This is a genomic window from Martinezella hainanensis, from assembly GCF_900094555.1.
In the GTDB taxonomy this organism is placed as follows: domain Bacteria; phylum Pseudomonadota; class Alphaproteobacteria; order Rhizobiales; family Rhizobiaceae; genus Rhizobium; species Rhizobium hainanense.
This window is the reverse complement of sequence record NZ_FMAC01000002.1, coordinates 136,322-154,678: the sequence shown is the minus strand read 5'-3', so window position 1 is coordinate 154,678 and position 18,357 is coordinate 136,322. Positions and strand designations below refer to the sequence as shown.

The window sequence follows — 18,357 nt, the reverse complement described above, 5'->3', positions numbered from 1 at the left end:
CCAGGTATTAACGGAGAATGACACTAGTCATGCGTTTTCAGCATGGCAGTCTTCTTTTGCTGTGCATTGCAGAATCTATGCTGCACTGCAATATAAGTGGTGTCTTGGGAGGAATTCGAAAGGAACCAAGGCAATGACTGCACGTTTTCGCCCTATTCACTGCGGGTTTGATACCCTGCGCCGCGCCATTGAACCTGTGCGCGCCACAAACAGCCATCGCAACCTCGGCATCGCTGCCAATGAGCAGATGACTGCACGAGGCACCGGCGTTTCCGCCCGCATCGGCCGTCCGACGGCCATTTTCGCCGATTTCCGCGCCTGCTGACCTGCGGGCGCGAATTGCGCGACAATTCAGCGTAGCGTTTAAGTATCGGAATTTTCATCATGTCATCGGGTTTGCGTTCATTCATCGCTCTGTTCGATTCCGTCGGGCACATCGGCTCTGCGGTGCGGGCCGCCGAGGAGTTCGAGCGCGCGCGCAATTTTCGCAAGGACGAGTGCAGCAGCGCAAGCGCTGCCCGGATCGCCGCGGCCAGCATCCCGCTTTGAGATTTTATCGGCAGAATTGCGCTGCCTGATCATCGGCTCGAGCCGAACGGGCAAATCTGAGAGAGGCCTGCACTCTAGGCGGACCGCGCCCAGGCGAAAGCTTCATCGACCGCTGCCAATTTCACGGCCTGCCATCCGCAATACTGATCGAGAAAATTGCGCGATATCCACATACGCGTCTTCTTGGATTCGTCATGCCAGCCGATATCCCCACGATCGGCAGATTTGCGCAGGAGACGCTGCAAATGGGTGCGGGATATCATGAAATGTGCCGCCAGCGCGCGAGCATCGACACGACCGATATCGATTCGATCGACGACCTCTCCGCTGAGGTCCAGCTTAGACATGATGTAGTCGACGACTAGGCCGCCGGACTCCGTCCAGAGGAACAGGGCAACGCTTTCCGGCGGTTCACGCCAGATGTCGGTTGCCAGGCAATTGCGGGCCATGCGCGGCTGAGCCAGATCCATCAACATGGGCGACGCAACCAGTGCAGCTGCGCGGCTGCCATCGTCAAGAAGATCGAGCGCGGCCAGATTGGCAAGATACCAACCGAACATCGCCGAGTAGGTGGTTTCAGTCGGCACGTAACGGCGCGGACGGCGAGCGGGACCAGGGGCCAGCTCCAGGAAGCGATAGGTGAGCAATTCCTCTATGAAACTCAGGACCGTATTGCGGCTGGCGACGCGGTAATGCGTGATGAGGTTACGCAGCGCGACAACGGTCAGGCCCGAGCCTGGGACCGCCGGATCATATTCAAGATGAAGCGCATAGGCTGACTGGCTCAAAAGCCACCGCTGATGCGAAGCGAGCATGCGCGCAACCCTTGGGCCGCTGTCATAACGGTTACGCAATGTCTCGGAGAGAAAGCTCAGGGATGCTACGAACTTGGGATGACGAGCAAGTTGCTCGATGGGAAAACTCAATCGGGCCTCCTGGGGTGCCCTTCTTAAAAAGCAACAGAAAGTGGATGTTTCATTTTTGTGAACGAAATCACCGGAATCGATCATAATTCCGACATCTAATAGCATGCTATAGTTATGCAAACGCTCTTATATCGCAAGAGGTTAAACAAATAATTTACTTTAAATTATTGTTTCCCTACCGTAACGGCCTGCATTTGACGGTAATGCAGTCATGATGATCCACCTGAACGTTATGGTAGCAATTGCACTGCCAATCTGCAAATGCGGGCGGAGAGTTACCGGTTTTCATTCGAATAGCTGAAATGAGAGCGGCCTGGCGAGCGAATACTTGTTGTGCCATAACAAAACATATCGGCATTGCGATATGACTTTAACTTTGGTTCAGATTTCGGTGTAATGATGCGGCCACTTTCAGTCTGGAGGAGGACTTCGGACTGCGCCCGCCACAGCATAGCCTGATCAGGATAGACCATGCGTACAGACACCGGCCAGATCATCAATCTGGCAGACTATCGTCCCACCGACTTCGTTCTGGAACGCGTGGACCTCACCTTCGATCTGCATCCGACTGAGACCAAGGTGGAGGCAAGGCTGATCTTTCATCGCCGCGAAGGTATCGATCCCAAGGCACCCCTCGTGCTCGATGGCGATGAACTGCTCCTCTCCGGCCTGCTGCTCGATCAGGGCGAACTTCCGGCCGAACAATATGATGCGACGCCCGAAAGCCTGACCATTCGCGACCTGCCTGAAAGCGCGCCTTTCGAGCTGACGATCACGACCGTCATCAATCCCGAGGCCAACACGCAGCTTATGGGCCTCTACCGCACCGGCGGCATCTATTGCACGCAGTGCGAGGCCGAAGGTTTCCGCCGCATTACCTACTTCCCCGACCGGCCGGATGTTCTCGCGCCCTACACCGTCAATATCATTGCCGACAAGGCCGCCAATCCGCTGCTGCTGTCGAACGGCAATTTCCTCGGTGGCGCCGGCTATGGCGAAGGCAGGCATTTCGCCGCCTGGTTCGATCCGCATCCGAAGCCGAGTTATCTCTTTGCGCTGGTTGCCGGCGATCTGGGTGTCGTCGAAGACACGTTCACCACCCTATCCGGCCGTGAGGTCGCGCTGAAGATCTATGTCGAGCACGGCAAGGAGCCGCGCGCGACTTATGCCATGGATGCGCTGAAGCGCTCGATGAAGTGGGACGAGGAGCGGTTCGGCCGCGAATACGATCTCGACATCTTCATGATCGTCGCCGTATCGGATTTCAACATGGGGGCGATGGAGAACAAGGGTCTCAACGTCTTCAACGACAAATACGTGCTCGCCGATCCCGAGACGGCAACCGATGCCGACTACGCCAATATCGAAGCGATCATCGCGCATGAGTACTTCCACAACTGGACGGGCAACCGTATCACCTGCCGCGACTGGTTCCAGCTCTGCCTCAAGGAGGGCCTGACCGTCTATCGCGATCACGAATTTTCCGCCGACCAGCGGTCGCGTCCCGTCAAGCGCATCGCCGAAGTCCGACACCTGAAATCGGAACAGTTTCCGGAGGACAGTGGTCCGCTTGCCCATCCGGTGCGCCCGACGAAATACCGCGAAATCAACAACTTCTACACGACGACGGTCTATGAGAAGGGCAGCGAAGTCACACGCATGATCGCGACGCTGCTCGGCCGCGATCTGTTCAAGAAGGGCATGGACCTCTATTTCGATCGGCACGACGGACAGGCCGTGACGATCGAAGACTTCGTCAAGTGCTTCGAAGATGTCAGCGGTCGCGATCTCGCGCAGTTTTCGCTGTGGTATCATCAAGCCGGCACGCCCCTCGTCACCGCCTCCGGCGCTTATGATGCCGACGCCAAGACGTTCACCCTATCGCTCGAGCAGATGGTGCCGGCAACGCCCGGCCAGAGCATCAAGAAGCCCATGCACATTCCGCTGCGCACGGGCTTGCTTGCCGAAGACGGCACCGTCATCACGCCGGCATCCGTCACCGGAGCCGAGCTGACCGGCGACGTATTGCACCTGACGAAGCAGACGCAGACGGTGACGTTCCACGGCATTCCCTCGCGGCCGGTCCTATCGCTCAATCGCAGCTTCTCGACGCCGATCAACCTGCAATTCAGCCAGAGCGCCAGCGATCTCGCACTGATCGCCCGCTACGAGACCGATCATTTCGCCCGCTGGCAGGCGCTTCTCGACCTCGGCCTGCCTAACCTCTTGCAGGCGGCGCGCGATGCGCGCCAGGGTGCCGAGATCACCTGCGATCCAGCCTTCACCGATGCATTGCTCGCAGCCGCAGCCGACGAAAGCCTGGAGCCGGCCTTCCGCGCCCAAGCGCTCGCCTTGCCGAGCGAAGCCGATATTGCCCGCGAGCTTGGCGGCAATAACGATCCGGACGCCATTCATGCCGCGCGCCAGACAATCATCAAACGGGTCGCCGAGGCCGGTAAAGCCGTCTTCACCGCGCTTTATGACAGCATGCAGACGCCAGGTCTCTTCAGCCCGGATGCGGCAAGCGCCGGCCGCCGTGCACTGCGCAATACGGCGCTAAGTTATCTCTCGCAGCTGGATGAGACGCCGGCACGAGTCAAGGCGGCTTATGATGCCGCGAACAACATGACCGACCTCAGTGCCGCGCTGACCATTCTGGCGCAGCGCTTCCCTGATGCTGCCGAGACTGCGACAGCGCTTGCGCATTTCCGCGACCGCTTTGCGGACAATGCGCTTGTCATCGACAAATGGCTCGCCATCCAGGCCGCGATCCCCGGCGCCGGTGCGCTGGAGCGTATTCGGCTGCTCATGGAAACGCCGCTGTTCAAGCGCACGAATCCGAACCGGGTGCGTGCGCTTGTCGGCACCTTTGCGTTTGCGAACCCCACCGGCTTCGGCCGGGCTGACGGCGCCGGATACAATTTTCTCGCCGACGAGATCCTCGAGATCGATCAGCGCAACCCGCAGCTTGCGGCCCGCATCCTGACTTCGATGCGCTCCTGGCGGCTGTTGGAGCCAGTGCGCGCCGACCATGCCCGCTCGGCGCTGATGCGGATCGAGCGCGCAGGCGGTCTTTCGACCGATGTACGCGACATTGTGGATCGCATCCTGAAGGAGTGATTTCGATCGCCGAGCGTGCCGATTTCAAAGGCTGATTTGCATCGGCCTTTTCAGCTTGAACGAGTCCCGAACGTGCGCAACTTACCGGTGCGTGTGTAAAATATGCTGAAATCGCAGATGGTTAAGAAAGTTTTACCGCACCCTCTGGACAAGCCGAATCACGAATGATTCATTAGGGCAGATTCGGGCGAGCGGCGCAGCGAATCACACGAGGGACAAGGCTAAAGCGATGGTGGACGTGCGGCGGGCAACCGCGGCCGATGGACGGCTGCGTGTTAATTTCGACGGTCTGAAATCCTGGCATAGCGGCGTTACCGATCGAACCGGAGTGCGGGTAGAGACGATTTCGCGTCGTTTTCCGCAGACGGAACATATTCTCAAGCGCATCATTCCCGTCCTCATCGTCTCCTTCCTGATGGTCGTCGCCGCCTCGCATTTCTTCGGCATGATCACGGAACATAGCCGGATGGCGGCGTCCGCCCGCCGCACGACCTCGCTTTCCATCGCCGCCGCATCCGCAGCCTTTTCGAATGACGCCAGCCTGTTTCAGGCAGGCGACCGCAGCGGCGCCGAGCGGAAACTCGCCTCCTACCTGCCGCAGGATCGGCTGGATATCGGCGCCTTCGTTCTGCTCGTGCAGTCGAGCGGACGGGTGTTCGGTTCATCCGCGGCAGGCTCCGGCTATATCGGCATGCTGGTCTCCGACTTCTTTCCGGAAGTGTCGGCCATCCGCAGTTTCGGGGACCATGCCGGCGTGATCGAGACAATGATCGGCGGCGAACCCTACTATGCGGCGATTTCCCTGATCGGCGACAAAGGCGATTTCATCCTGTCGGCTGCATCGATGGACCAGATCGACAAGCTTTGGCGCGACGAGCTGACGCTGAACGTGACGCTGTTTGCCGGCATATCCTCCATCCTGCTCGTCATCCTCTACGCCTATTACACCCAGGTGAAACGCGCCAGGGACGCGGACGAAATCTTCCTTGAATCCAACCTGAGGGTCGAGACCGCGCTGTCGCGCGGACGCTGCGGCCTCTGGGATTTCGATTTCACCAGCCGCCAGTTCTTCTGGTCGCGGTCGATGTACGACATGCTGGGGCTGCCGGTCGCCGACAAGCCGCTCGCCTTTACAGATGCGGCGCGGCTGATGCATCCGGATGACAACAGCCTGCATATGCTTGCTCGCACAGTCACCCGCGGTAATGCCGGCCAGGTGGACCAGATCCTGCGCATTCGCCACGCCAAGGGGCATTATGTCTGGATGCGCGCCCGCGCCCAGGTGATCCGCACCAATTCCGGCCGCGTCCACATGATCGGCATCGCCATGGATGTGACCGAACAGCACCGGCTGGCGCAACGCTATGCCGAGGCCGACCAGAGACTGGCCGATGCGATCGAGTGTACGTCCGAAGCCTTCGTGCTGTGGGACAAGAACGATCGCCTCGTGATGTGCAATGCCCATTTCCAGCAGGCCTATGGCTTGCCGGACAATGTGCTCGTGCCCGGCACCGAGCGCGCCGTCGTCAATGCCGCTGCCGCCCGCCCTGTCATCGAGCGTCGCATCGTCGATCCCGGCCGCTCCAACCATTCGCAGACGACGGAAGTGCAGCTCGCCGACGAGCGCTGGCTGCAGATCAACGAACGCCGCACCCGCGACGGCGGCCTCGTCTCCGTCGGCACCGATATCACGCAGCTGAAGCGCAATCAGGAGCGCCTTCGCGAGTCCGAACGCCGGCTGATGGCAACCATCAACGATCTCTCCGCATCACGACAGATCCTGGAAAAGCAGAAGGCGGAGCTTTCGACCGCCAACACCAACTATCTCGCGGAGAAGGAACGCGCCGAAGCCGCCAACAAGGCCAAATCGGAATTCCTCGCCAACATGTCGCACGAGCTGCGCACGCCGCTCAATGCCATTCTCGGCTTCTCGGAAATCCTGCAGGACCAGATGTTCGGTCCGCTCGGTTCCGCCCGCTACAACGAATATGCCAAGGACATTCACGACAGCGGCAAGCATTTGCTCAATGTCATCAACGACATTCTCGACATGTCCAAGATCGAAGCTGGGCATATGAAGCTCTCCTGCGAACCGATCAATCTCGCGCCGCTCATCGAGGAATGCCTGCGTTTCACCCGTATTCCGGCCGCGCAGAAGAACATTCTCGTCGAGCAGACCATTTCTTCCGACATCAAGCTCAATGCCGACCGGCGGGCAATGAAGCAGATCGTGCTGAACCTGCTCTCCAATGCGGTGAAATTCACCAATGATGGCGGCCGCATCGCGGTTCGCACACGCAGGGTCGATGATGCGGTCATGCTCGTCATCGCCGATACCGGCATCGGCATACCGAAATCGGCACTGAGCAAGATCGGCCAGCCCTTCGAGCAGGTGCAGAGCCAATATGCGAAGAGCAAGGGCGGCTCCGGCCTCGGGCTCGCCATTTCCAGATCACTGACCGCCCTGCATCATGGCCGCATGCGCATCCGCTCGCGCGAGGGCATCGGCACCGTGATCGCGATCCGTATCCCGGATCAGCGCTGATCAGCTTCCAACCGTCGCCTGGAATATTTTCCGCACCGCCTTCGACAAGCGCTTCAGCTCGGCTTCCAACGTGCGGATATCAGGGCAATCGCCGGCGCGGCAGACCAGCTCGATCAGGCCGGAAGGCGTATTTTTCGGATCGAACGTGCCGTCAATGCAAAGGCGGATAAGCTGCGATACTTCCGTGTAGAGTTGCAGGGCCTCCAGGCAAACGTCGAGATCATTGCGATCCATCAGGCTGCCACCGAGCAATTTCAATGCTTCGGCCGTGCTGAGGCCGTTTGCGTCGATACCGACGCCGTGGACCGGCGCGATCAGCCGCAGATATTGCGCGATGAACTCGATATCGATCAGGCCGCCGGGAATCAGCTTCAGATCCCAAATGCTTTCCGGCGGCTTTTCCTGTTCGATCAGGGCACGCATCTCGCGAACATCCTTGGCGATCTTGGCGACATCTCTCCTTGTCGATAGAACCTCGCCGATGACACGCTCCGCATCGTTCACCAATTCCTCGTCGCCGCCGATCAGCCGCGCCCGCGAAAGCGCCATATGCTCCCAGGTCCAGGCTTCCTCGCGTTGATACTTTTCGAACGAATTGATGCGCGTGGCGACCGGCCCCTTGTTGCCGGAGGGACGCAAGCGCATATCGACCTCGTAGAGCACGCCTTCGGCCGTCGGCGCCGAAAGGGCCGCGATCAGTCGCTGGGTAATGCGGGTGAAATAGCGCGTCGCATCAAGCGGCTTAGGCCCATCGGATTCGCCGGCCGTGTCGTCGTAATCGTAAAGCAGGATGATATCGATGTCGGAGCCGGCCGAAAGCTCGAAGCTGCCGAGCTTGCCCATGCCGACAACGGCAATGCGGCCGCCGGGATATTCGCCGTGTGCTGTCCGGATTTCCTTCATGACAGCATCGAGTGCCGCCTCGACGATCAGATCGGCAAGGTAGGTGAAGGCGCGGGCCGCCATGACGCCGCCAATCGCGCCCGTCAGCAGCCGAATGCCGATCAGGAAGCGTTGTTCCGATGCGAAGATGCGCAGCAGGTCGAGTGTCTCTTCATAGTGCCTTGCCGGAGCCAGGAAGCTCTTGAGGCGTTCGGCGAGATAATCGCGCGTTGGCAGCTCGGCCATGAGTCTCGGATCCAGCATGCCGTCGAAAACGTGCGGCTTGGCGGCTATGATCTCCGCAAGCCGCGGCGCCGACGACATGATGTTGACGATGAGTGAGAGAAGCGCGGGATTGGTCCCGAGCAGCGAGAAGAGCTGGATGCCCGCCGGCAGGCCGGAGATGAAGCTGTCGAAACGCAACAGCGCCTTGTCGGCACGCTTGCTCTCACCGAAGACGCGCAGCAGTTCCGGCGTCAGCTCCGTCAGCCGCTCGCGCGCCTCGACCGATTGCGTTGCGCGATATCGGCCGTAGTGCCAGGTACGGATGACATTGGCGATGTCGGATGGTCTTTCAAAGCCGAGGCGGCGCAGCGTCTCCAGCGTGTCGGGATCATCTCCCTGACCGGTAAAGACCAGATTGCCGGTTTCGGTCGACAGTTTGGTTTCCTGCTCGAAGAGGCGCGCATAGCGACGCTCGACCGTCTTCAGCGTCGTCACCAGAGCTTCAGAGAAAGCCGATACGTCGGCAAAGCCCATCATGTAGGCGATGCGCCGCAGCTCGGCATCCGTTTCCGGCAACAGATGCGTCTGCTCATCGCGCACCATCTGGATTCGGTGCTCGACATCGCGCAGGAACCAATAGGCCGTTGCCAGCTCGTCGCGGGTTTCCGCGTCGATCCACTTCGCCTCCGTCAGCTCGGCGAGTGTCTGCTCCGTCGACCGGCAGCGCAGGGCCGGCATGCGGCCGCCGGCGATCAGCTGCTGCGTCTGCACGAAGAACTCGATCTCGCGAATGCCGCCGCGGCCGAGCTTGACATTGTGTCCCTTGACCGCGATCGCGCCATGCCCCTTATGCGCGTGAATCTGCCGCTTGATGGAGTGGATGTCTGATATCGCGGCGTAATCGAGATATTTGCGGAAGACGAAGGGCACGAGATCGCGGATGAAGGCCTGACCGGCGGCAATATCGCCGCCGACGGGCCTAGCCTTGATGAAGGCGGCGCGCTCCCAGTTCTGCCCCCTGCCCTCATAATAGATCATCGCCGCATCGACCGGGATCGCAAGCGGCGTCGAGCCGGGATCGGGGCGCAGACGGAGATCGGTGCGGAAGACATAGCCATCCGCTGTGCGTTCCTGCAGGATGCGCACCAGCCGCCGCATCAGCCGCGGAAAGATGTCGATGGCATCATCGGGATCGGGAACGATGCCCGCCATCTCGTCGAAGAAGACGACCAGATCGATATCGGAGGAATAGTTCAGCTCCTCGGCGCCGAGCTTGCCCATGCCGAGCACGATCAGGCCGGATTTCCGGCTTGGAGCGGAAGGATCGGAGACCACGATCTTTCCGGCTTCATGCGATGACAGCAACAGATGGTCGATGGCCGCGGAAATGGAAGCCTCCGCGAGCCGACTCAACCAACGGGTCGTCACCCTGCCGTCATAGATGCGCGCGAGATCGGCGAGTGCGACCAGAAAGGCGACGCGGCGCTTGGCGATACGCAAACGGCTCATCACCTCAGATTCCGAGGGCGAAGCTCCCTCGGCCGGCAGCCAGGATTGCCGAGCCTCCTCGACCAGAGCTTCGATCTGCGGCGACAGCGGCTTATCGATCGCGGCGACGAGCAACGACGGTTCGAGATTGGCGATTTCACGCAGATGAGGCGACAATGCCAACGCGGCGACGATAAAATCCCGCAATGCGCTCTCACCGGCAAGGAGATCGGCGACGACAGGCTCGCCCCCGGCGATCTGCTTGAGATCTGCCAGCGCAGACTTCGCCTCCGCCTGGTTCAGCGGCCGCAACCGCCCGGGCGGAACATCCCGCAGCAAATCGCTTTGCGACGTCGTCATGCAGCTCTCCCCAACAGCAAGCGGATACTGCAGGATTAACCTATTGTTTCTGCATGGGGAAGATCATGGTGACCGTTAATCCCTTGGCGTCGGGACTGTCGGGTACGGTATCGGAAAGCTCCAGCCGACCGCCATGCAGCTCCATGACCGCTTCGACCAGCGCAAGGCCAAGGCCAGTTCCCGGCTTGGAGCGGCTTTCATCCAGGCGGAAGAAGCGCTTGACGACATCGGCACGCTGATGTGCGGGAACGCCCGGTCCGTGGTCGGCGACGGCGAGCATGACCGCGTCATGCGTACGCACGAGCTTGAAGATTATCGTCTGCTCACCATTGCAGCCCGTCGCATATTTGAGGGCATTGTCGATAAGATTGAAGAGTGCCTGACCGATCAGCTCGCGATTGCCCTGAATTTCGACATTCGCCTCTATATCGGCCGTCAGCGTCAGACCCGCCTCTTCAGCGACCGGTTCGTAAAGTTCGGCGGTGTCAGCAACGATGGAGGAAAGGTCGACGCTTGTCATTTCGGCAGCCACGGAGCCGGCTTCGACACGGGAAATCATCAGCAGTGCATTGAAGGTGCGGATCAGCTGATCGGATTCGCCGATGATGCCCTCAAGCGCCGTGCGGCGGCCCGCGCTGTCGGCATTGTCGAGCGCGTCGGCGGCCTTGTTGCGCAGGCGTGTCAGCGGGGTCTTCAAGTCATGCGCGATATTGTCGGAAACCTGCCGCAGCCCCTCGTTCAGCTTCTCGATGCGCCCCAGCATCGCATTCAGCGATGCCGACATGCGGTCGAACTCATCGCCGGAACCGCCAACGGGGAGACGCTGCGAGAGGTCACCGGCCATGATCTTGCGGCTGGCATCCGTCATCCGGTCGATGCGCTTCAGCGCGTTGCGGCCAATGCCGAACCAGATCACCAGTGCGCCGAGGCCCATGATCGCCAGCGCCAGCATCAGCGCCTGGCGCACCAGCACGCGGAAGCGTTCCGGCTCGCCAAGGTCGCGGCCAATCAGGATGCGCAGCCCATTGTCGAGGATGAAAATGTTGGCAATCGCCAGATGCTGACGCTCAGGATCGTTGGACGCATCCGTGTAGCGCTCATAGATGAAGGGCAGCTCTGTCCAGCCGGCGGCGCCAAGCACGCCGGGCTGCACAGACGCGACGTTGCCCGCCAGGATATCGCCGGAAGGGCCTGCGATGACATAGAGATTGGCGCCCGGCTGGCGGGCTCTGCGCTCCATGGTCCGCAGCAGCAGGTTCAGGCCGCCGATGTCATAGGCGCGCTTGACCTGATTGACTTCCTGCTGAACAGCTTCGCGAATCTGCCCCGTCAGCAACCGTTCCGACATGGCCGTGACGTAGAAGACCAGCGTTGCGGCGCAGAGCGCGAAGAGAAGGATGTAGAGGGCTGAAAGTCGGACTGCGGTGGACTTGAAGAGGACGCGGAAGCGACTCATCCCTCGTCCTTGATCATGTAACCGGCGCCACGGATCGTCTTCAGCAGCGGCTGGCTGAAATCTTTCTCGATCTTGGAGCGCAGGCGCGAAACGTGAACGTCGATGACGTTGGTCTGCGGATCGAAATGATAGTCCCAGACATTTTCGAGCAGCATCGTGCGGGTGACGACCTGGCCGGCATTCTTCATCAAATATTCCAGCAGGCGGAATTCGCGTGGCTGCAGCAGGATTTCCTTGCCGCCGCGGCGGACCTCATGGGAGAGGCGGTCGAGCTCGAGATCGCCGACACGATAGAGGACATCCTGCTCCGGCGTGCCCTTGCGGCGGCCGAGCACTTCGACGCGCGCCAGCAATTCGCTGAAAGCATAGGGCTTCGGCAGATAATCGTCGCCGCCGGCACGCAGGCCCGTGACACGATCATCGACTTGGCCGAGCGCGGAAAGGATCAGAACCGGCGTATGCACGCCCTTGCGACGCAATTCGCTGATGACGGAGAGACCATCACGGCGCGGCAACATGCGGTCGATGATGGCAACATCGTAGGTGTTCTCGGTGCCCATGAAGAGACCGCTCTCGCCGTCGCTTGCGTGATCGGCAATGATGCCGGCCTCACGGAACGCCTTGGTGAGATAAGCCGCCGCCTCGAGATCGTCTTCGATGATCAGAATCTTCATGTGGGCGACATTACCTGCCGAGACTGCCTCGGCACAACCAGAATCGGAGGAATTCACGGCATGTTGGCCAGCGGTTGTCATCTTTCACCTGCCTTGGAGCCAGTCATCTTTGATATGTTCCAAAAAGGAAGCCGCGCAAGCCGTGGCCTGCGCGGCTTCCCAATGCATTTCATCTGCTTAAAGGATCAACCGGCGTTGATCGGCAGGGCAACGAAGCGGCTGCCGTCACCGGACTGAATCTGGAACAGGGCGCGCGTGCGGCCATCCTTCTTCGCCTGCTCGATGACCTTGGCGATGTCGCCGGCGTTCGAAACCTGCTGGTTATTGACCGACGTGATCTTCTCGCCTTCCTTCACGCCCTTGTCGGCCGCATCGGAGTCGGGGTCGACGGCGGTGATCGCAACGCCCTTACCATCGTCGGAAGGACCGACGGTGAGGCCAAGGTCAGCCAGCGCCTTCTCGGAGGACGGCTGCTGCGGCTGCTGATCCGGCTGCGAGTCGTCATTGGAGGCCTGGTTCTGATCAGCAGGCAACGTGCCGAGTTCGACCGTGACCGACTGCGACTTGCCACCGCGCCACAGCGAAACCTCGACCTTGGAGCCCGGCTGCATCGCGCCGATGCGGCGAGCGAGATCGCGCGGATCCTTCACCGGATCGCCGTTGACAGCGGTGACGACGTCACCGTTCTTGATACCGGCCTTCTGGCCCGGCGAACCATCCTGCGGGGAGACGACCAGGGCGCCGCTCGCTTCGGACAAGCCGAGGGATTCGGCGATATCCTTGGTGACGGGCTGGATCTGCACGCCGAGCCAGCCGCGCGAAACCGTGCCGGTCTTGATCAGATCGGTCACGACATCCTTTGCGGTGGTCGCCGGAATTGCAAACGCGATGCCGACGCTGCCGCCCGACTGCGAGAAGATGGCGGTGTTGATGCCGACCACCTGGCCATTGAGATTGAAGGTCGGGCCACCCGAGTTGCCCTTGTTCACCGGTGCATCGATCTGGATGTAATCATCGTAAGGGCCGGAATGAATGTCGCGGCCGCGAGCCGAGACGATACCGGCCGTGACGGTGCCACCAAGACCGAACGGGTTGCCGACGGCAACGACCCAATCGCCGACGCGGACCTTGGAATCATCGGCCCAACCGACATAGGTGAACTTCTTGCCCTTGGGATCAACCTTCAGGACGGCGAGATCGGTGCGGCTATCCTTACCGACGAGCTTGGCGTCGAGCTCAGTGCCGTCATTGAGGACGACGACGAACGCAGCGCCATCGGAAACGACGTGATTGTTGGTGACGATGTAGCCGTCTTCGGAGACAAAAAAGCCGGATCCTTGAGCGACCGGGCGCAGACGGCCCTTGTCGTCGGAGTTCTTCTGCTGGTTCTGGCCATGCTGCTGGCCGCGGCCCTGCTGCTGCTCAAACTGACGGAAGAACTTCTTCAGCGGGTGATCGTCCGGAAGGTCGTCGAAGCCGCGGCCGAGACCGAAGGAATCATCTTCGTCGGCAACCGGGTTGACACGGGATTCGACGCGGACCGAAACGACGGCCGGCGATACGGCATCCACCACGTTGGCAAAGCTCGGAACCTGCGGCGCCTGAACGTTAACGGCATCGGCATAGGCACCGGTGACCACAGCCGGAACACCCGTTGCCAGGGCAGCGACAGCGAGGCCGGCGACGACGGAAGCCTTCATAGCAGTGCTGCGGGACAAGGTGTCCTTGATATTCCTGAACATATGCGAGTTACCTTCTCTTTTCTCGTCGGATTTACGCCGGCAGAACCGGCTATGGTTCGTCATGGTAGAGATATAGGGCACGGCACCTTACAACGAACTGTCCGCCCCATGAAAAATTCGTAATGTAAGGAAATCGTTGCAATGTCACGACGAAAGATGATCGCCGCGTCACCTCCCCAGAATGTCCTTCAATTGCGCCTCTTCTTCAGCACTCAATGGCTTGCCGGTGGGCTTGCCAGTACGGCGACGGGCATAGACGGCAAGGGCCAGTCCGCCTATTAGAAAGAGTGCGATCGGCGCTCCCCAGAGGATATAGGTCTTTTCGCTCAGGCGCGGCTTGAGCAGCACGAACTCGCCGTAGCGCGAGACGATGTAATCGAGTACCTGCTGATCGGTATCGCCATCGGCGAGCCGTTTTCGCACCAGCAAGCGCAGGTCGCGCGCGAGATCGGCGTTGGAATCATCGATGGATTGGTTCTGGCAGACCATGCAGCGCAATTCGGCCGAGATCGTGCGCGCCCGTGCCTCCAAGGCCGGATCTGGCAGAACTTCATCGGGATTGACGGCAAAGGCGCTCATCGGTGCCAGAAGTGCAACAAGGCAAAGAAGCAGCCGCATGGTGCCGCCAAGACTGCGGGGGCCGGCAACGCGCGATGTCAGCCGATAGCTGTTCATTCGGCCGGCTCCATGGCCGGACTGACCGGTTTCGCCTTGCGGCTCGGCGCGCCGACCCGCAGGCGGCGATCACTGAGCGATACGAAACCGCCGACCGCCATGACGAGGGCGCCCATCCAGATGCAAAGGATGAACGGCTTCCACCAGATGCGCACGACCATGCCGCCATCCTTGCTGGCGTCACCGACCGATACGTAGAGCTGGTTGAGCCCGAGCGTGAGAATGCCGGATTCGGTTGTTGCCGTGCGGCTCGCGGTAAAGACCCGTTTGGAGGAGGACATTTCCGCGAAGGCGACGCCGCCGCGGCTGACCGTGAAATGTGCCCGATCTTCGGTATAATTCGGGCCGACACCCGGTTGCACACCGTCGAAGCGCAGGCTGTAGCCGCCAAGTTCGGCGGTCTCGCCCGGCTTCATGCTGGTGATGTGTTCCCCCTCGAAGGTCGTCACGGCGACGATGCCGAGGACAGTGATGCCAAGGCCGGCATGGGCAAGGGCGGTGCCGAAAGCAGAGCGCGGCAGCCCGCTCAGGCGGCGCCAGGCGACGCCAGCCGCCACCTTGCCGACGCCGGCGCGATACCAGAGATCGGCCAAGGCGCCGAAGACGAGGAAGAAGCCGGCGGCGAGACCGAGAGCGGCCAGCACCGGCCCACCATGCTCGACATAGAACAGGACAAGGCCGGCCAGGAAGGCCAAGCCTGCAATGACATAAAGCCTCTGCAACGCGCCGAGCAAATCACCGCGCTTCCACGCGAGCAGCGGGCCGAACGGCACGGCAACGAGGATCGGCGTCATCAGCAGACCGAACGTCATGTTGAAGAAGGGCGGGCCGACGGAGATCTTGTCACCGGTCAGGGTTTCGAGCGCCAGCGGATAGAGCGTGCCGGTCAACACCGTGCCACAGGCAACCGTCAGGATCAGGTTGTTCAGCACCAGCGCGCCCTCGCGCGAGATCGGCGCGAACAATCCGCCGGCGGCAAGCTTCGGCGCCCGCAAAGCGAAGAGCGACAGCGCGCCGCCAATGAAGACGAGGAGAATGCAGAGAATGAAGATACCGCGCGTCGGGTCGCTGGCGAAGGAATGGACTGACGTCAGCACGCCGGAGCGGACGAGGAAGGTGCCGAGCAGCGACAGAGAGAAGGTGAGGATGGCAAGCAGCACCGTCCAGATCTTCAGCGCGTCACGCTTTTCCATGACGAGTGCCGAATGCAGCAGCGCCGTGCCGGCGAGCCAGGGCATGAAGGAGGCGTTTTCCACCGGATCCCAGAACCACCAGCCGCCCCAGCCGAGCTCGTAATAGGCCCAATAGGAGCCCATGGCAATGCCAAGCGTCAGGAAGCTCCACGCAGCCAGCGTCCAGGGACGGACCCAGCGCGCCCAGGCGGCATCGATACGCCCTTCCAGAAGTGCGGCGACGGCAAAAGAGAAGCAGACGGAAAAGCCGACATAGCCGAGATAGAGCAAGGGCGGATGGATCGCCAGCCCGATATCCTGCAGGACCGGGTTGAGATCCTTGCCCTCGGCCGGAGCTGGGTTGAGCCGGATGAAGGGATTGGAGGTGAGCAGGATAAAGACCAGGAAGGCCGAGGATATCCAGGCCTGAACAGCCAGCACATTGGCGCGCAGCACATCGGGCAGATTGCGGCCGTATAGGGCCACAAGCGCGCTGAACAGCGCCAGGATCAGCAGCCAGAGCATCATCGATCCCTCGTGATTGCCCCAAACGCCGGAGATCTTGAAGATCAGCGGCATCAGCGAATGGGAATTGGCCCAGACGTTGAGGACGGAGAAATCGGAGGCGACGTAGGCATAGCTCAGCACGCCGAAGGAGAAAGCAACCAGAAGGAACATGACGATCGAGCCGACCGGGGCGATATCCATCATCGACACGTCGCCCCGCCGGGCGCCGACGACAGGCAGGATGGAGACGATCAGCGCGGTCGCGAGCGCCAGCACGAGGGCATAATGTCCGAGCTCGATGATCATTGGCTGGCCTCCTCGCCCTTCCACACGCCATCGGCCTTCAGCTTGTCGGCGACCTGCTTCGGCATGTAGCGCTCATCATGCTTGGCAAGCACGCTATCGGCAATGAAAACGTCGCTGCCCGGTTCGAACTTGCCTTCGGTGACCACGCCCTGCCCTTCACGGAAGAGATCCGGCAGGATGCCGTCGTATTTCACCTTGATCGTATCGGTGCCATCCGTGACAGAGAACTGAACCTGCGTGCCCTGACCGCGCACGATCGATCCCTCACCGACGAGGCCGCCAAGACGGATCAGCGTGCCCGCATTGACCGGTGTCTTTGCAAGATCGGCCGGCATGTAGAAATAGGCGACCGACTGGCTGAAGGCGAAGAGGACGAGCAGCACGGCGGCGGCGATGAACCCCATGCCGCCGGCAATCACAGCCAGACGTTTCTGCTTGCGGGTCATTGCTGCTTCACCTCCGTCGGCAGTCCCAATTCCTTCGCCAGCGCCAGAAGCTGCTGGCCTTCTCCTCCATCGGCCGGAAAGGCCACGAGACCGCGCTTCAACGCATCCGCTGCACGCTCCCGATCATTCAGCACCGCATAGGAGCGGATCAATCGCATCCAGCCTTCGAAATTCTTCGGATCTTCCTTGAGCTTGGCATCGAGGCTGTCGACCATGCCGCGGATCATCTGCTGGCGATCGCCGCTGCTCAGCGCATTGGCCGCAGCGACGTCCTCCGCGGTCGGATTGCCGGGTGCGTTGGCATTGGCGGAGGCTATCGCCTGGCCGCCATTCTTGACGATGTGCTCGTTGACGGCAGCAAGCCAGGGCGCGTCCGGCGGCGATTGTTTCGCCAGAGCCTCAAAGGCAGTCTTCGCATCGGCCGCCTTGCCTTCCTGCTCCAGCGCCAGCGCCAGATAGAACATCGTGCGAGGATTGGCGGCATCGAGCGCCTGGGATTGCTGCAGCACGCTGCGCGCCTCCGCCGTCACAATGCCATTGGCCTTGACGACCAGCACCTCGCCCAGATCGCCAAGGCGGGTCGCGTTCGGCCCCAGCAGGCGGATGACGTTGCGGTAAGCCAGCTCCGCATCGCCGATGCGGTTGGTCTTGAAATAGATCGGCGCAAGAACTTCCCAGCCCTTGGCGTCATCCGGATTCTTGGCGAGATGCTGCTCGATCTTGACGATCGAGATGGCAAGATCGTTTCCGGGCTTCTCCAGCCGCGCTTCCAACGGCTGCGACGGCAGGCCGGGATCGCCATTGGTAAGATAGAGACAGAGACCCACCGCCGGAAGAACGACGATGATGAAGGCCTGGGCAAGACGATAGCTGCCATGCGCAGGCGATTTCGCTGCCGTCTTCTCGTCCTTCGCCGCAGCAATAAGGCGCCGTCCGATTTCGGCACGGGCATAGCCGGCCTCCTGCGCGGAGATGAGGCCACCGGCAAGATCGCGCTCCAATTCACGAAGCTGATCGCGATAGACCTCGGCCTCGCCGGAACGACAGTCCTCCGCCTCCTTCGCACCACGCAGAAGAGGATAGAGCAGCACAGCGCCGACAACCGCCGTAAGAACGGCCACGAGAATCCAGAACAGCATAGACGCCCAATACTTTAACGGGGCGCTTATTCCAACCAGGAAAGGCTCACTGACGAAGATTTGAGGCGTTTGGCCGCGCCTTTCGGCGCGGAAACCTGGAGCCTTTCCGCTTTTCTTCGAATCGCGAAATGCTCCATCCTTTATT

At 60.9% G+C, this 18,357-nt stretch carries 13 protein-coding genes; 4 read left to right on the top strand and 9 right to left on the bottom strand.

The window, feature by feature from the left end; translation table 11 throughout:
• The first annotated feature begins 133 nt into the window (after nt 1-133).
• Nucleotides 134-325: a hypothetical protein gene (locus tag GA0061100_RS07155; RefSeq protein WP_075852066.1), complete on the top strand. Its 192-nt coding sequence runs from the start codon at nt 134-136 to the stop codon at nt 323-325.
• Nucleotides 326-384: 59 nt separating this feature from the next.
• The gene (locus GA0061100_RS34810; RefSeq protein ID WP_167459817.1) at nt 385-549 is read left to right on the top strand and encodes a hypothetical protein; all 165 of its coding nucleotides are present in this window, start codon (nt 385-387) and stop codon (nt 547-549) included.
• A 74-nt stretch (nt 550-623) separates the two neighbouring features.
• Here the strand turns inward: GA0061100_RS34810 and GA0061100_RS07150 are convergent, their stop codons facing one another.
• Nucleotides 624-1,475, bottom strand: a complete 852-nt coding sequence (locus GA0061100_RS07150) for a hypothetical protein (protein WP_075852065.1) — start codon at nt 1,473-1,475, stop codon at nt 624-626.
• A 471-nt stretch (nt 1,476-1,946) separates the two neighbouring features.
• Here GA0061100_RS07150 and pepN point away from each other — a divergent pair, with 471 nt between their 5' ends.
• Nucleotides 1,947-4,595 (top strand): aminopeptidase N, encoded by a 2,649-nt coding sequence (gene pepN, locus GA0061100_RS07145; RefSeq protein ID WP_075852064.1) that lies wholly within the window; start codon nt 1,947-1,949, stop codon nt 4,593-4,595.
• Between the two features lie 229 nt (nt 4,596-4,824).
• Complete coding sequence (locus GA0061100_RS07140; RefSeq protein ID WP_075852063.1) at nt 4,825-7,140, top strand: PAS domain-containing sensor histidine kinase; 2,316 nt, start codon at nt 4,825-4,827, stop codon at nt 7,138-7,140.
• Here GA0061100_RS07140 and GA0061100_RS07135 read toward each other — a convergent pair whose 3' ends face one another.
• From GA0061100_RS07135 to ccmI, 8 genes are all read right to left on the bottom strand, one after another.
• Nucleotides 7,141-10,095 (bottom strand): bifunctional [glutamine synthetase] adenylyltransferase/[glutamine synthetase]-adenylyl-L-tyrosine phosphorylase, encoded by a 2,955-nt coding sequence (locus GA0061100_RS07135; protein ID WP_075852062.1) that lies wholly within the window; start codon nt 10,093-10,095, stop codon nt 7,141-7,143. It lies immediately after the preceding gene.
• Nucleotides 10,096-10,135: 40 nt separating this feature from the next.
• Complete coding sequence (locus GA0061100_RS07130; protein ID WP_075852061.1) at nt 10,136-11,551, bottom strand: sensor histidine kinase; 1,416 nt, start codon at nt 11,549-11,551, stop codon at nt 10,136-10,138.
• Complete coding sequence (locus GA0061100_RS07125) at nt 11,548-12,306, bottom strand: response regulator transcription factor (RefSeq protein ID WP_075852060.1); 759 nt, start codon at nt 12,304-12,306, stop codon at nt 11,548-11,550. The genes GA0061100_RS07130 and GA0061100_RS07125 overlap by 4 nt, the downstream gene beginning before the upstream one ends.
• A gap of 104 nt (nt 12,307-12,410) precedes the next feature.
• On the bottom strand, nt 12,411-13,967 hold the full coding sequence (locus tag GA0061100_RS07120) for a Do family serine endopeptidase (RefSeq protein ID WP_075852059.1): 1,557 nt from the start codon (nt 13,965-13,967) through the stop codon (nt 12,411-12,413).
• 168 nt (nt 13,968-14,135) lie between these two features.
• Entirely contained in the window at nt 14,136-14,642 is a 507-nt protein-coding gene (locus GA0061100_RS07115; RefSeq protein ID WP_208621520.1) for a cytochrome c-type biogenesis protein, read from the bottom strand.
• Nucleotides 14,639-16,627 carry a heme lyase CcmF/NrfE family subunit gene (locus tag GA0061100_RS07110; RefSeq protein ID WP_075852058.1) on the bottom strand — a complete coding sequence of 663 codons (1,989 nt, stop codon included), beginning with the start codon at nt 16,625-16,627 and terminating at the stop codon, nt 14,639-14,641. The genes GA0061100_RS07115 and GA0061100_RS07110 overlap by 4 nt, the downstream gene beginning before the upstream one ends.
• The gene (gene ccmE, locus GA0061100_RS07105) at nt 16,624-17,073 is read right to left on the bottom strand and encodes a cytochrome c maturation protein CcmE (protein WP_075852057.1); all 450 of its coding nucleotides are present in this window, start codon (nt 17,071-17,073) and stop codon (nt 16,624-16,626) included. Before ccmE ends, GA0061100_RS07110 begins: the two co-directional genes overlap by 4 nt.
• Nucleotides 17,070-18,212, bottom strand: coding sequence for a c-type cytochrome biogenesis protein CcmI (ccmI, locus tag GA0061100_RS07100; protein ID WP_075852056.1), 1,143 nt, complete (start codon nt 18,210-18,212; stop codon nt 17,070-17,072). Before ccmI ends, ccmE begins: the two co-directional genes overlap by 4 nt.
• Nucleotides 18,213-18,357 lie beyond the last annotated feature (145 nt).

Excerpts from the sequence above, each read along its gene's own strand:
- GA0061100_RS07155 (WP_075852066.1), top strand. The coding sequence starts at position 134 with ATGACTGCACGTTTTCGCCCTATTCACTGCGGGTTTGATACCCTGCGC.
- ccmI (WP_075852056.1), bottom strand. The coding sequence starts at position 18,212 with ATGCTGTTCTGGATTCTCGTGGCCGTTCTTACGGCGGTTGTCGGCGCT.
- GA0061100_RS07135 (WP_075852062.1), bottom strand. The coding sequence starts at position 10,095 with ATGACGACGTCGCAAAGCGATTTGCTGCGGGATGTTCCGCCCGGGCGG.
- GA0061100_RS07115 (WP_208621520.1), bottom strand. The coding sequence starts at position 14,642 with ATGAACAGCTATCGGCTGACATCGCGCGTTGCCGGCCCCCGCAGTCTT.
- ccmE (WP_075852057.1), bottom strand. The coding sequence starts at position 17,073 with ATGACCCGCAAGCAGAAACGTCTGGCTGTGATTGCCGGCGGCATGGGG.
- GA0061100_RS07120 (WP_075852059.1), bottom strand. The coding sequence starts at position 13,967 with ATGTTCAGGAATATCAAGGACACCTTGTCCCGCAGCACTGCTATGAAG.
- pepN (WP_075852064.1), top strand. The coding sequence starts at position 1,947 with ATGCGTACAGACACCGGCCAGATCATCAATCTGGCAGACTATCGTCCC.
- GA0061100_RS34810 (WP_167459817.1), top strand. The coding sequence starts at position 385 with ATGTCATCGGGTTTGCGTTCATTCATCGCTCTGTTCGATTCCGTCGGG.
- GA0061100_RS07110 (WP_075852058.1), bottom strand. The coding sequence starts at position 16,627 with ATGATCATCGAGCTCGGACATTATGCCCTCGTGCTGGCGCTCGCGACC.
- GA0061100_RS07125 (WP_075852060.1), bottom strand. The coding sequence starts at position 12,306 with ATGACAACCGCTGGCCAACATGCCGTGAATTCCTCCGATTCTGGTTGT.
- GA0061100_RS07130 (WP_075852061.1), bottom strand. The coding sequence starts at position 11,551 with ATGAGTCGCTTCCGCGTCCTCTTCAAGTCCACCGCAGTCCGACTTTCA.
- GA0061100_RS07140 (WP_075852063.1), top strand. The coding sequence starts at position 4,825 with ATGGTGGACGTGCGGCGGGCAACCGCGGCCGATGGACGGCTGCGTGTT.